11 protein-coding genes are annotated in these 15,181 nt (G+C 45.5%); 10 read left to right on the forward strand and 1 reads right to left on the reverse strand.

The annotated features are described in order from the left end of the window. The first annotated feature begins 92 nt into the window (after positions 1-92). The 10 genes from fabB (at position 93) to purF (ending at position 14,210) form a co-directional block, all read left to right on the forward strand. Entirely contained in the window at positions 93-1,304 is a 1,212-nt protein-coding gene (gene fabB / locus UQW94_RS12115; RefSeq protein ID WP_005380557.1) for a beta-ketoacyl-ACP synthase I, read from the forward strand. A 340-nt stretch (positions 1,305-1,644) separates the two neighbouring features. Continuing rightward, entirely contained in the window at positions 1,645-2,778 is a 1,134-nt protein-coding gene (locus UQW94_RS12120; RefSeq protein ID WP_005380560.1) for a 4-phosphoerythronate dehydrogenase, read from the forward strand. Beyond that, positions 2,775-3,788 (forward strand): aspartate-semialdehyde dehydrogenase, encoded by a 1,014-nt coding sequence (locus UQW94_RS12125; protein WP_005380562.1) that lies wholly within the window; start codon positions 2,775-2,777, stop codon positions 3,786-3,788. The genes UQW94_RS12120 and UQW94_RS12125 overlap by 4 nt, the downstream gene beginning before the upstream one ends. A gap of 197 nt (positions 3,789-3,985) precedes the next feature. Then, entirely contained in the window at positions 3,986-8,128 is a 4,143-nt protein-coding gene (locus UQW94_RS12130) for a FimV/HubP family polar landmark protein (protein WP_322142248.1), read from the forward strand. Between the two features lie 142 nt (positions 8,129-8,270). After that, the gene (truA, locus tag UQW94_RS12135) at positions 8,271-9,065 is read left to right on the forward strand and encodes a tRNA pseudouridine(38-40) synthase TruA (RefSeq protein WP_005380566.1); all 795 of its coding nucleotides are present in this window, start codon (positions 8,271-8,273) and stop codon (positions 9,063-9,065) included. A 197-nt stretch (positions 9,066-9,262) separates the two neighbouring features. Continuing rightward, positions 9,263-10,189: an acetyl-CoA carboxylase, carboxyltransferase subunit beta gene (gene accD / locus UQW94_RS12140; RefSeq protein ID WP_005380583.1), complete on the forward strand. Its 927-nt coding sequence runs from the start codon at positions 9,263-9,265 to the stop codon at positions 10,187-10,189. 46 nt (positions 10,190-10,235) lie between these two features. After that, a complete protein-coding gene (gene folC, locus UQW94_RS12145) occupies positions 10,236-11,498 on the forward strand; it encodes a bifunctional tetrahydrofolate synthase/dihydrofolate synthase (protein ID WP_017820798.1) in 1,263 nt (420 codons plus the stop codon). A 14-nt stretch (positions 11,499-11,512) separates the two neighbouring features. Next, entirely contained in the window at positions 11,513-12,106 is a 594-nt protein-coding gene (locus UQW94_RS12150) for an SPOR domain-containing protein (RefSeq protein WP_005380588.1), read from the forward strand. Between the two features lie 61 nt (positions 12,107-12,167). Continuing rightward, complete coding sequence (locus UQW94_RS12155; protein WP_005380590.1) at positions 12,168-12,659, forward strand: CvpA family protein; 492 nt, start codon at positions 12,168-12,170, stop codon at positions 12,657-12,659. A 36-nt stretch (positions 12,660-12,695) separates the two neighbouring features. Beyond that, a complete protein-coding gene (gene purF / locus UQW94_RS12160; RefSeq protein ID WP_005380592.1) occupies positions 12,696-14,210 on the forward strand; it encodes an amidophosphoribosyltransferase in 1,515 nt (504 codons plus the stop codon). Between the two features lie 66 nt (positions 14,211-14,276). Here purF and UQW94_RS12165 read toward each other — a convergent pair whose 3' ends face one another. Continuing rightward, entirely contained in the window at positions 14,277-15,152 is an 876-nt protein-coding gene (locus UQW94_RS12165) for a LysR family transcriptional regulator (RefSeq protein ID WP_005384959.1), read from the reverse strand. Positions 15,153-15,181: the final 29 nt, after the last annotated feature.

Below are 15,181 nucleotides of genomic sequence, written 5' to 3' on the forward strand. Positions count from 1 at the left end.
GGGCGATTGTACGAATTTATGGGAAAGCTGACCACTTTTGTTGACTATCTTAGTTATCATCTAGCGGATTTTTGAATTATAGGAATGTCATAATGAAACGAGTCGTAATCACCGGTATGGGTATTGTTTCAAGTATCGGTAACAACGTCGAAGAAGTTCTAGCGTCTCTTAAAGCGGGCAAATCTGGCATCACTGCATCTGAGCAGTTCAAAGAACACGGTCTTCGTTCGCAAGTATGGGGTGACCTAAAAATCAACCCGGCGGAACACATCGACCGTAAGCAGATGCGCTTTATGGGTGATGCGGCTGCTTATGCATACCTATCAATGGAGCAGGCAATCGCAGACGCTGGTCTTACAGAAGAGCAGGTTTCAAACGATCGTACCGGTATCGTTGCAGGTTCTGGCGGTGCTTCTGCATACAATCAAACGGTAGCGACAGACACGATGCGCGCCAAAGGCGTAAAGCGAGTTGGTCCTTACATGGTTCCTCGTACTATGTCTTCTACTGTTTCTGCCTGTCTTGCTACGCCATTTAAGATTCGTGGCGTGAACTACTCAATGAGCTCTGCATGTGCAACATCTGCACACTGTATCGGCCATGCTATGGAGCTTATTCAACTAGGCAAACAAGATATTGTTTTTGCTGGTGGCGGCGAAGAGCTAGATTGGTCTCAAACTATGATGTTTGATGCGATGGGCGCACTGTCAACCAAATACAATGACACGCCAGACAAAGCATCTCGTACATACGATGCAGACCGTGACGGTTTTGTTATCTCGGGCGGCGGCGGCATGCTGGTTATTGAAGAACTAGAGCACGCACTGGCACGTGGTGCGAAAATCTACGGTGAAATCGTAGGTTACGGTGCGACATCAGATGGCTACGACATGGTAGCGCCATCAGGTGAAGGCGCAATTCGTTGTATGAAGATGGCGATGCAAGACGTTGATGGTGTGGATTACATCAACACGCACGGCACATCGACACCAGTTGGTGACGTGAAAGAGCTTGGTGCTATCCAACAATTGTTTGGTGAGAACAGCCCTGCAATCTCTGCAACAAAAGCAATGACTGGCCACGCACTCGGCGCAGCGGGCGTGCACGAAGCAATTTACTCAACACTTATGCTAGACAAAAACTTCATTGCTCCAAGCATCAATATTTCAAACTTGGACGAAGCAGCACAAGGTCTGGACATCGTGACAGAAGCACGTGATGCAGAGCTAACGACCGTAATGTCAAACAGCTTTGGCTTTGGCGGCACAAACGCAACTTTGGTTATTAAAAAGTACCAAGGTTAACTGAATTTGTTGGCGCCTTGCGAGAGTACTGTAAACGCCAACAATCCAGTTTCCAGAGCTTGATCAGTCACACTGATCGAACAGACGCAGACTCTATCCCATGGAGAGCGGGATAGGATCCTTTTGTTCTGGAACTTTGCCCGGCTATTTAGCCGGGCTTTTTCTTTTCTCTGTTTCTGCTTTTCTCTAGGCTTCCCGTCAATTGATCCTATAGAAGTTACCTCCTTGAGGTTTATTGGTGTTATATCTTGAGATTTTTCGGGAAAAGGGCACAATCGCTTTAGTTTCGCATCTTGCGAATAAACGAACTCTTACAAATGGATGTTAGAACGCTGGCGCTATGAAAATTATTGTTGATGAAAATATGCCGTATGCTGAAGAGCTATTCAGCCAACTCGGTAACGTAATTCTAAAACCAGGTCGTACACTGACCGCCGATGATTTAGTGGATGTTGATGCCCTAATGATTCGCTCAGTCACCAAAGTGAATGCTGACCTGATCAGCAAAGCAAACAAGCTGAAGTTTGTTGGTACGGCCACGGCAGGCATGGATCATGTTGACCAAGCACTCTTAAAAGAGAAAGGCATTTTCTTCACTGCTGCGCCAGGGTGTAACAAAGTGGGTGTAGCGGAATACGCGTTCAGCGTGATGATGGTGCTCGCTCAGCAACAAGGTTTCTCGGTATTTGACAAGACGGTAGGTATTATTGGTGCAGGCCAAGTAGGTAGCTACCTAGAGAAATGTTTGAAAGGCATGGGTATTAAAGTTCTCATCAATGACCCATTCAAACAAGAGGCTGGTGATCCTCGTAGCTTTACTCCGTTGACAGAACTGATTGAAAGCTCAGACATCATTACACTACATACGCCAATCACCAAAGATGGCCCATACCCAACGCATCATTTGATTGATGAGAAGGTATTAAATGGTCTCCGCAGCGATCAAATTTTGATTAACGCGGCTCGAGGTCCCATCGTTGACAACGCTGCTTTGAAGCAACGTCTTTTGAAAAATGATGGCTTTACAGCGGCACTCGACGTATTTGAATTTGAACCAGAGGTTGATATGGAGCTTCTGCCTCTGCTAGCATTCGCAACCCCTCACGTTGCAGGCTACGGCTTGGAAGGGAAAGCTCGCGGTACAACGATGATTTTCAACAGCTACTGTGAGTTCTTAAATAACGAATTACGTGCGCATGCCAGCGATTTACTGCCAACCGCGCCTGTTCCTACTATGGTATTGGACAGAGCTTGGGACGAAGCAACACTGCATAACATCACGCAGTTAATCTATGATGTGCGTAGAGATGACGCTCTTTTCCGCCGTGAAATCAGTAAGCCAGGCGCTTTTGACCTGATGCGTAAAAACTACTGGGATCGCCGTGAATACAGTGCTGTCACGCTAGTGGGTAACAAAACATGTAACCTTGCTCCATTAGCAGAACTAGGTTTTCAGATTGAGGTAAGTCAATGAGCCAGCAATATAATGTTGCCATTTTAGGTGCGACCGGTGCGGTCGGTGAAACAATTTTGGATGTGCTTCAAGAGCGCAAATTCCCAGTAGGCGAAATCTTCCTACTCGCGAGTGAGCGCAGCGAAGGCAAGACTTACCGCTTCAATGGTAAAACGGTACGCGTTCAAAACGTAGAAGAGTTCGATTGGTCTCAAGCGCATATCGCACTGTTTTCTGCTGGTGGTGAGCTATCAGCCAAGTGGGCTCCAATTGCCGCTGATGAAGGCGTGATTGTTATCGACAATACATCACACTTCCGTTACGAGTACGACATTCCTCTTGTTGTGCCAGAAGTAAACCCAGAAGCGATTGCAGAGTTTCGTAACCGTAACATCATCGCGAACCCGAACTGTTCAACCATCCAAATGCTGGTGGCACTAAAACCAATTCACGATGCGGTGGGCATTGAGCGTATTAACGTATCAACTTACCAATCGGTATCTGGTGCAGGAAAAGCGGGTATTGATGAGCTAGCAGGTCAAACGGCGAAGCTGCTAAACGGTCTGCCTGCAGACAAGAAGCAATTCTCTCAACAGATCGCGTTTAACTGTATTCCACAAATCGATCAAATGATGGAAAACGGCTACACCAAAGAAGAAATGAAAATGGTGTGGGAAACACAGAAGATCTTTAACGATCCATCAATCACAGTCAATCCAACGTGTGTACGTGTTCCTGTATTCTACGGTCACGCAGAAGCACTCCACATTGAGACTCGTTCACCTATCGATGCACAAGAAGTCGTTAACTTGCTTGAACAAACTGACGGTATCGAAGTGTTCCACGGTGAAGACTTCCCTACACAAGTTCGCGATGCGGGCGGTAAAGATCATGTAATGGTTGGCCGTATCCGTAACGATATCAGCCATCATAGCGGAGTAAACCTGTGGGTTGTTGCTGACAACGTGCGTAAAGGCGCGGCAACTAACGCGGTGCAAATCGCAGAAGTTCTGATCCGCGATTACTACTAAGTCGTTTACAATTCATTTCAAAGCCTCGCACAGTGCGAGGCTTTTTTGTACGAACGAAACAAAATAGTGTGAGATTAGTACGAATATGGCGAGAGCCACACATTTTTTATTCTCAACGCTATAGTTTTGCATGCGATATCCGATATATTTAACCGATCACCATTTCAAATTGTATTTAGCACAAAACTGAGCCTTCTATGCGTCAAAATTATAAGCGTTTGTTAGCAGCCCTTGTGTTGATGAGCGCGACTCAGACATCATCAGTGGTTCAAGCCGAAGGAATTCGTCTTGTTGGACCGTCTGGTGAAGTGCAATCATCTCCGAGCTATGCTGAAGATATTGAGCGAGCATTACCTGCTCCTCCTGCGAATACTCAACCGTCACGTTTCTTTGGTCCGACTGGTGAAAATCAAACACTATGGTCGATCGCTTCAGAATTACGACCTTCACGCGGTGTTACCGTTCAACAAACGCTTCTTGCCATTTACCGAATTAACCCTCAAGCGTTTGAGAACCAAAACATTCATGAATTGATCCCAGGTAGTCGGCTACGAGTACCTTCTCTAGAGCAAGTGCAAAGCGCGACCACAGCGCAAGCTGTTGCGATTATGAAGGCGCATGAAGCTAAGTTAAAACAGCCGAAGCCGACAAATAGAGCGACGCCAGCACAACGAGTCACCGAGCAACCAAAGCCACAAATTAAAGTAGAACCCAAGCCTGCGGCTAAGCGAGAGACAGTGGCAGCAACGGAGCCAAAACCAACTCCGAAAACAATACCCGTCATCCCTGCGCCACCAGTAACCACCTCTCCGCAGGGTGAAAAGCAGGTCAGTGCGCTAAAGGACAAACTTCAAGGCTCACAAAGTGAATTAGAGTCATTAGAAGAGAAGAATCATCGTCTTCGATTGATGCTGTCAGAAGTGCAAAGCGAAGTCGAAACTTTGAAAAGCGAGCTGAATGACGAAGAACGCATTCGCTCGGAAGTCGAGAAGCTGCTTGCTGAAGAACGCCAGCGCCTTGCTGAACAACAACGCATGCAACCAAGCACCATGGACAAAATTTTGTCGAATGGTTGGCTTGTTGGTCTTGCGGCATTAATTCCTGGTGCTTTGATTGCGTTGCTAGTTGTTATGCTTCTTGGTCGACGCTCTAAAGCGAAAGAGGAAGATGCGGCTGCACAGGAACAGCAAAACGTTGATCCTCTTGCGGCGCCAATCGGTTTAGCGGCGGCGGATGAGCTTGATGAAGAGCTCACGCTTGATGATGAATTGTTTGCAGATGAAGATATCAACACACAGTCTTTACAAGAAGAGAAGTCAGATTTAGAAGAAGACGTCTTTGCTAACCTCGACGATGAAGAACTTGATTTCAATCTGGAAGGGGACGATGACCCATTTGCAGATATTGGCGATGACGGTGACCTAGATGTTGGTCTGGATGAGTTTGAATCATCGAACAATGGTATCCAAGTCAACGGCGAAGAAAAAGCGCTTGGTTTAGAAGAAATGGAGCGAGCCTTAGATGAGGTTGCTCCAGAACTAGAAGTGCTCGATGACGATGAGTCTGGCTTCGATCTTTCGGATGATACGAATGAGAAATCAGACTCACTTTCAGACGACGCATTTGCCGAGTTACTTGCAGCCGATGAGCCGTCAGAAGAGTTACCAAGTGACACTGTCGACCAGGATATGCTTGATGACTTGTTTGCTGAACTTGGCAACGATGACTTCGATTTAGATACTGATGAGCCTGAGTTAAAACAGCCCGTTTCGGATGATGACTTTAGTGTTGGAGAGGCATCTGACGACGATATCGATAAACTATTGGCCCAGTATGAACAACCGGCTAGTGAATCGGAAGTTCGAGAAGCTGACGCCAATGAAGGTCCTGTTCTAGATGAAAACAGTACAGAGCTACTCGATGAACTCATTGATTTTGATGAAGATGACACAGACGAGTTTGATCCACTAAACGAGCTAGAAGCAATCTCTGGTTTTGAAGGTGATGACTCGATCGAAGAGTTAGACGCAGATAGCACAGACTTACTGGATGAACTCATTGATGATGTTACCTCTGAACTTGATGAAGAGACTGAAGCTGATTTAGATCCGTTTGATGATCTGATTCGAGAGGACGAGAGCCCAGAGCAGAATAAATCGGAAGAGGAAGAGTTACTGAAATCACTTGGTTTTGGTGAATCAGACGCCGACGAAAAGCCATCTTCCGTAGTTGAGTCAGAACAAACTCATGAAGATCAGGACATTGAGTCTGGATTGGACATCGACGCTTTATTAAGTGAAAGCCAACCAGACGCTGCAAAAGATCAACCATTAACCGAGCCAGAGGCTGCTTCAGAGCCATTTAGCAGCGATGAATTTCTTGGTGATTTAGAGGACCTCTCACCAGAGAATGATCCTTTAATGAGCGAGCTAGACGACCTATTTGAGTCAGACAGTGAAGAACTTCTGCCAACAGAACAAGAAAAAGCGGATTTTTCTGCTGAACTTGACGCTCTATTTGATAGTGAAGACGATTTACCGCAGCAAGTTGAAAAAACACAAACGGAGATAGAGGAAGCTTCATCACTACAACAAGAGGCTACCGATACTGATTCAACACAAGAACCATACGTGGAGTCCGATGCTGAGGTACAGCCTCACGTTGAGCAAGAGGAAGACATTCCAGCCTTCACACCGACACCAAATACAATAGAAAATGAATTCGGTGTTCCACAAGAAGAAGATTGGCTACTGGATGAACCTGAATTGGAGCCGGAAACTGAGTCGACCAACGATTCAGAAGATGAACTCAATTTTGATGAGCTAGATCTTCCAGAATTCAGCGAAGAAGACGCATTGGCGTCTATGGCAGATGAGCCGGAGTCAGAAACGTCCGAGTCCGTTGAGTCAGAACAAGTTGAAGCAGGCTTACCAACTGAATCAGAAGATGAATTCAATTTTGATGAGCTGGATCTTCCTGAGTTTAGTGAAGAAGACGCATTGGCGTCTATGGCGGATGAGCCGGAGTTAGAAACGTTCGAGTCCGTTAAACCAGAGCAAGTCGAAGCTGACTTACCAACCGAGTCCGAAGAAGAGTTCAATTTTGATGAGCTGGATCTTCCTGAGTTTAGTGAAGAAGACGCATTGGCGTCTATGACGGATGAGCCGGAGTTAGAAACGTCCGAGTCCGTTGAGCCAGAACAGGTTGAAGCAGACTTGCCAGCTGAATCAGAAGATGAATTCAATTTTGATGAGCTCGATTTGCCAGAGTTCAGTGAAGAAGATGCACTGGCGTCTATGGCGGATGAGCCGGAGTTAGAAACGTCCGAGTCCGTTAAGCCAGAACAAGTTGAAGCCGACTTGCCAACTGAATCAGAAGATGAATTCAATTTTGATGAGCTCGATTTGCCAGAGTTCAGCGAAGAAGACGCATTGGCGTCTATGGAAGAAGAGCCAGAATTACCGAGCTCTGAGACTGCAGATATAGAACCAATCTCCGGTGAGGATGAAGAGTTAAGTTTTGACGACCAAGATCTTCCAGAGTTCAATGAGGAAGATGTTCTCGCGTCAATGAACGAGGGTGCGTCAGAGAGCCCTAAGGTTGAAGCAGAGACATCGAGACCAGCTATTCAAGCCGATAACGATCATGATGCTTTGTTTGAAGTATTTGCGCAGCAAAACGGCTTTGATACTGACCCAGAAGTGCAGCCAACAGCGACAGAGGGTGAGCCGCTCAGTAATTTGGATGATGAATCATCAATGGCTAACCTTCTTGCGGAAGACGCAAACTCAGAAGTATTTGAAGGTAAACTAGACAGTGACACCATCGCAAGTGCAGGTATGGATTTTGAAACCATGCTTGATGTTGGAGATGATTGGGATGGCTTTAAACCCGCTGCTGATAACGTAAGTTCTACTGAAGAAGTGCCTGAGGACCAGCGTGATGTTTGGAATTCGAGTGATGCACTAAGTCAGCCAGAGATCGCGCAAGAAAACTGGGCAGAGCAAAGCGACTTGGATGACTTCGACCCGAAGAAAAATCAATTTATGACGATTGATGAATTGATGGCTCAGGTCGACAGAGAAGGTGGTGAGTTCGAAGAAGAAGACCTTAAGCTCGATGTCGGATTGAACGAGTTTCCAGATGTTATCGGCGAGATCGGCGATATTGACGTAGATAACAATGCTGAAGCGGCTGGGAAACTGGATTTGGCTAAAATCTATCTCGAGATGAACGATTCTCAAGGGGCGATTAAACTACTAGAAGAGGCGATTGTTTACGGTGAGGATGATATTCGCCGCGAAGCAAAAAGCCTGATTGACGCCATTAATGGCCGATAAACCGAAACAAAAGGGTAGCGTTTGCTACCCTTTTTGTGTCCCGTTAGTAGGATGCTACCTTTATGTCACCCTTGGTGAAACTGGCAACTTGAGGTGACTTGAGTATATACTTCCCGCCCCATTTTAGAGTTCGAAGGTTAAGATGAGAATCGCATTAGGTATCGAGTACAACGGTACAAACTACTTTGGTTGGCAGCGCCAAAGAGAAGTGAAAAGTGTCCAAGAAGAGCTAGAGAAAGCATTGTCCGTCGTCGCTAATCACCCAGTTGAAGTTCAGTGTGCTGGTCGGACAGACGCAGGCGTGCATGGCACGGGACAAGTTGTGCACTTTGATACCAACGTTACTCGAAAAATGGTAGCTTGGACCATGGGCGCAAACGCGAACATGCCAAGCGATATAGCGGTTCGTTGGGCTAAGGAAGTTTCAGATGATTTCCATGCAAGATTCTCAGCGACAGCTCGCCGTTATCGTTACATTATTTTCAATCATGCTTTACGTCCAGGCATCCTAAACTCGGGGGTTAGTCACTATCATGGTGAGCTCGACGAGAAAAAAATGCATGAAGCAGGGCAGTTCCTACTTGGCGAAAATGATTTTACGTCGTTTCGCGCGGCGCATTGTCAGTCTCGCAGCCCATTTCGAAACTTGATGCATCTGAACGTTACGCGCCATGGGAACTATGTGGTTATTGATATTAAAGCTAATGCGTTCGTGCATCATATGGTTCGTAATATCACGGGTAGCTTGATAAAAGTTGGACGTGGCGAAGAGAGTCCTGAATGGATCAAGTGGTTATTAGAAGCCAAAGATCGCAAACTAGCGGGTGCGACAGCGAAAGCGGAAGGTCTGTACCTGGTAGATGTAGACTACCCAGAAGAGTTTGGGTTACCTGAAGTGCCGATCGGTCCACTGTTTTTACCAGATAATTTGAACTAATTTTACAAACTTATTTCAAAATATCGGTAGTGTTTACATTGAATGTGAACGGAAAACATACGCTATTTACGATATCAAAAATAGGTACAACCAGTTTTTTATCTACAGTAGCTGCAAGATATGGTTTAATCCGTCGGTATTATGTCGAATTTATATCTTTCGCAATGAAGCGGAAGAGTTGAGAGAAAAGGTCTTCCATGAGTTGGCTTGAAAAGATTTTAGAGAAAAGCAATCTAGTAAGTTCACGCAAAGCTTCTATCCCAGAAGGTGTGTGGACTAAATGTACCTCTTGTGAACAGGTTTTATACCATGCTGAACTAGAGCGTAACTTAGAAGTTTGTCCAAAGTGTAACCATCACATGCGTATGAAAGCGCGTCGTCGTTTGGAAACATTTTTAGATGAAGGTAATCGAGTTGAATTAGGTTCTGAACTTGAGCCACAGGATAAACTGAAATTTAAAGATTCTAAGCGATACAAAGAGCGTATCTCTGCTGCACAAAAAAATAGCGGTGAGAAAGATGCGCTAGTTGTGATGCAGGGTGAATTGCTTGGTCTGCCGCTTGTGGCGTGTGCGTTTGAATTCTCCTTTATGGGTGGTTCAATGGGTTCAGTCGTTGGTGCTCGCTTTGTGAAAGCAGTGGATGCAGCCATTGAAAATAACTGTGCGCTTGTTTGTTTCTCAGCAAGTGGTGGTGCTCGTATGCAAGAGGCTTTAATGTCTCTTATGCAAATGGCAAAAACCAGTGCTGCGCTTGAGCGTTTATCAGAAAAAGGTCTGCCGTTTATTTCTGTTCTAACTGACCCTACAATGGGTGGTGTATCAGCAAGTTTGGCTATGTTGGGTGATATCAACATCGGTGAACCTAAGGCCCTCATTGGCTTTGCTGGTCGTCGTGTAATCGAGCAAACTGTACGTGAAGATCTTCCTGAAGGTTTCCAGCGTAGTGAGTTCCTACTTGATCACGGTGCTATTGATATGATCGTTGACCGTCGTGAAATGCGTCAGCGTGTGGGTGGTCTTATCGCTAAGATGACTAACCACAAGTCTCCTTTGGTGGTTTCGGTTAACGAATCTCCAAATGAAGAGCCATATTCTGTACCAGAAGCGGACGAAAAAGGGTAAAGTATCAACTAACATAAAAACCAAAGAATTTAATGGTTAAAGTTAGATGACCCAAAACCCAATTCCTCAAGCCACATCTTCATTAGAGATGTGGCTTGATTATTTAGCAAATATTCATTCCTCAGCAATTGATCTAGGCTTAGACCGTGTCCAAGCGGTAGCAAACAAAGCCAATCTTACCAAACCAGCTCCAACCGTAATCACCGTTGCCGGAACCAATGGCAAAGGCTCAACGTGTGCGTTAATGGAAGCCATTTTACTTGATGCTGGCTATTCAGTCGGTGTTTATAGTTCTCCGCACCTGATTCGTTACAACGAGCGTGTACGCATTAATGGCGTTGACGTTGTAGATGCCAAGCACTGTGAAGCATTCGATTATGTAGAAAAGCAGCGTGGTGATGTTAGCCTTAGCCTCTTTGAATTCGGTACGCTTGCTGCGCTACGTATTTTCCAAGTAGAGAAAGTTGACGTTGTCTTACTTGAAGTAGGACTTGGCGGCCGTCTAGACGCCACTAACGTTGTTGACCATGATGTTTCTGTTATTACGAGCTTAGCGATCGATCATGTGGATTGGCTTGGTGATGACATCAATGTTATTGGTTTTGAAAAAGCGGGCATTTACCGTTCAGGGAAGCCAGCAATTTGTGGTCAACCGACGCCACCAGCGACCGTGGCGGCTCATGCTGACGATATTGGTTCTGAGTTCTTCCAAGTAGGTATTCAGTACGATTACCAACTAACTGATAATGGTTGGAAATGGAGCAGTGGGGCATTTGAGTTAGAGGATTTACCAATCCCATCGCTACCATTACAAAATGCAGCCACTGCACTGATGGCACTAGGGGCTTCGGAATTGCAAATCACTGACATAAATATTGTCAATGGCTTGAATAATGCGCGTTTGGCGGGGCGTATGCAAGTACTGCATCACGAACCTGAAATAGTCCTTGATGTCGCTCATAACCCGCACTCTGCTGAGTATTTGGTAGAGAGAGTGAAGCAACAATATCTGGGTAAGAATATCCATATTGTGGTTGCAATGCTGCATGACAAGGACATTAAAGCAACCATTGAAGCGCTAACTCCAGTTGCAACACAATGGTATCCAGCGTCGCTTACTGGACCGAGAGCGGCGACCGCTGATGAATTGTGCCAATACTTACCTGATGGGCAAGTTCATTTTGAAAACCCTGTTGACGCCTTCGAGAGTGCGAGAAGCCACGCAAAGACAGGAGACGTTATTCTGGTGGTTGGATCATTCCATACCGTCGGAGAGGTATTGGAACATTGGCAATCAAATAATAAATAAGTAAAGGTATTTTGATGGCAAGTAAATTCCAAAGTCGTTTAGTCGGCACCATCATTCTAGTCGCAGTCGGAGTCATTGTTCTTCCCGATGTGCTAGATGGTAAGAAACTGCACTACAAAGAAGAATTTGCCAGTATTCCTATCAAACCAGAACTTGATAGTGATGTGGAAAACTTCGAAATATTAGAGCCAGTGGAAGACGACATTACGTTACCGGATTCTCCGGTTGAAGCTGTAGTGCAAGAACGTGAGGATGCTCAAGTAGCCGTTTCTGAGCCCGAGCCAGTGCCAACATCTAAACCTGAGGTCATCAAACAACCAGAGCAAGTTGAGGTCGTCACTCGTCCTGTTCAAGAGAAAAATCAATATGAAGATTCAGCTTGGATCATTCAGTTGATGGCACTTAAGAATCACGAAAATGCTGTCGCGCTTGTCGCGGATTTGCAAAAGCGTGGTTATCAAGCTCACACAAAGAAAGAAAACGAGTTTACGAGAGTGATTGTTGGCCCTGATGTGTCAAAAAGTAAACTTGAACGACAAGTTCAAGAATTACAAAAAATTACAGGTTCAAAAGGTCAATTGCTTAAATTTAAGCCATTAAATCCATAAGAAAACGTTTGCGTCAGCATTTTTTCTGTTAAAATGCGCGCCAACTTAAGATGAAGAAAAGATGAATTGGATAGATTTTATCATTTTAGGTGTGATCGGATTTTCAGCTCTGATCAGTTTAGTTCGCGGTTTTGCTAAAGAAGCTTTGTCTTTGGTGATTTGGTTCGGAGCGTTTTTTATCTCCAGTAATTACTATGCCAAATTGGCGGTGTACTTCACCAACATCGAAGATGATATGTTTCGTAACGGAGCGGCGATTGCGGCGTTATTTGTCGCAACCTTGGTAGTTGGTGCAGTGGTGAATTACGTCATTGGTCAACTGGTACAAAAAACAGGGCTATCAGGTACGGACCGAATTCTCGGGATTGTATTTGGTGGTCTACGCGGAGTCTTAATTGTTTCTGCGGTGCTGTTTTTTATGGATGCGTTTACTGCATTCCCAAGCTCGGATTGGTGGAAAGATTCACAGTTGATCCCTGAGTTCAGCCGTATCATCGCCCCATTCTTCGAGCATTTACAAGCAACATCAAGTTTTCTGTCTGGCACTATCTAGTAGTGCCAGCTACTGTCGCAAATCGAGGATTAGGACATGTGTGGTATTGTTGGAATCGTGGGCACAACGCCTGTAAACCAGTCTATTTATGACGCGTTAACGGTGTTACAGCATCGTGGCCAAGATGCCGCTGGTATTTGTACTATAGAAAGCAATCGTTTTCGTCTACGTAAGGCGAACGGTTTAGTCAAGGATGTATTTGAAGCAAGACACATGCAGCGCCTGCAAGGCGAGGTCGGAATTGGTCATGTTCGTTACCCTACAGCAGGCAGTTCAAGTGCTTCAGAAGCTCAACCTTTCTACGTAAACTCTCCTTTCGGTATTACACTTGCCCACAACGGTAACTTGACCAACGCTAACGAAGTTCGTCAGAAGCTGTTTGAAAAAGATCGCCGTCATATCAATACCACTTCAGACTCCGAAGTATTACTAAATGTACTGGCGCACGAAATTGACTCAGTAAAAGGAAATGTCACGACCGAAGACGTATTCCGCGCAGTCACCAATGTTCATCGCACAATTCGCGGTGCTTATGCTGTGACCGCCATGATCATTGGTCATGGTATGATTGCATTTCGTGACCCACACGGTATTCGCCCGCTGTGTTTAGGTAAGCGTGAAGTTAACGGCAGAGCAGAGTACATGGTTGCGTCTGAATCGGTGGCATTGGATGCGGTCGGTTTTGATTTCGTCCGTGATGTTGCACCTGGTGAAGCGATTTACGCAACGTTTGACGGTGAGCTTTACACGAAGCAGTGTGCAGACAATCCTAAGCTGAACCCTTGTATTTTCGAGTTCGTGTACTTTGCTCGTCCGGATTCGTTCATCGATAAAATTTCGGTATACAGCGCTCGCGTTGAAATGGGTAAAAAGCTGGGCGAACGTATTCGTGAAGATTATGCAAACCTTGATATCGATGTTGTCATTCCTATCCCTGAAACGTCTTGCGACATTGCACTGCAAATCGCTCAAGCGATCGATATCCCTTATCGCCAGGGTTTCGTGAAAAACCGTTATGTTGGACGTACGTTTATCATGCCTGGCCAGCAACAACGTAAGAAATCAGTACGTCGCAAGTTGAATGCTATTCGTTCGGAATTCAAAGGTAAGAATGTGTTGCTGGTGGATGACTCTATTGTTCGAGGTACAACGTCAGAGCAGATTATTGAGATGGCTCGTGATTCTGGTGCCAAGAAAGTGTACATGGTCTCAGCGGCTCCTGAAGTTCGTTTCCCGAACGTATACGGCATTGATATGCCAAGTGCTACAGAGCTTATTGCCCATGGCCGCGACAACGATACAATTTGTAAGCAGATTGGTGCCGATGCGCTTATTTATCAACGCCTAGAAGATTTGGTAGAGGCGGTCGGTCTTGGAAACCAAGATATTACTCAGTTCGATACATCCGTGTTTAACGGCGAATACGTAACGGGTGATATTGACCAACAATACCTAGATTTTTTAGATGGTCTTCGTAACGATGATGCGAAAACACAACTTGAAATCCAACAGGATTTAGCAAACCTAGAGCTTCATAACGAAGGCGCATAGGATGCGCTTTCTTAAGTCGTAAAAAAACCAGAGCTTTGGCTCTGGTTTTTTGTTTTCGCTATCTAATTAGTGAATGTTATAAGCGATCACAAAGTCAATAAAGAGGCGAACTTTCTCTGGCAGGTGGTCTTTGTGGTTGTAAAGCATATAAATGTCGCGCGGGTTTGCACTCCAATCTGGCAGTACGCGTACCAAATCGCCGCTCTCGATGTACTCTTTGATCATGACATCTGGCATTAGTGTGATGCCTAAACCTTCGGAACAAGCACTGCGCACCACATTGAGCGCGTTTGCTTGAAAACGACCACGATCAACATTCACCACAGACTCGCCTTTGCTATTAATCAAGGTCCACTTAATAAGTGGGTACCCTTTTAGCAATGAATGGTTAGAGAGCTCTTCTGCATGGTGTGGCGCAGGATTTGAGGTTAGATAGTCAGGGCTTGCAACGAGAATATCCTTCACCTCGCCAATCTTACGCGCGATGAGGCTAGAGTCGCGTTGCGGTCCCACTCTAAAAATTACATCCCATTCAGTAGGGTCAAGCTTGTCCGCATTATTCTCTGTCGTTAGCTCAATGTTGATGTCCGGGTACTGCTTCATAAAGCTGTTGAACATCGGCATCATCATTCGTTTAGTTAAGTTGTAAGGCGCGGATATCTTAATCTTGCCGGATGCTCCTCGGCAGTCGTCAGTGATTTCCTCTGCTGCGGTTGTTAGCCTTTGTAGTAAAGGAGAGCACTCATGGTAAAAACGTTCCCCTGCTTCAGTGAGCGAGAGTTTGCGAGCATGACGGTTCAATAGTCGAAGATTGACAGAGTCTTCTAGCGCTTGAATGCGTCGGGTGATGGTCGCAACCGGGATCATGGTTTTTCGCGAAGTTGCGGTGTAGCTCCCATTTTCGACAACCAGTCGAAACAGGTTTAAGTCATCTAATTTCATATTTCCAGACACATTAAATTACCGATTAC

The organism is Vibrio sp. PBL-C16 (assembly GCF_034321865.1).
GTDB lineage: Bacteria > Pseudomonadota > Gammaproteobacteria > Enterobacterales > Vibrionaceae > Vibrio > Vibrio alginolyticus.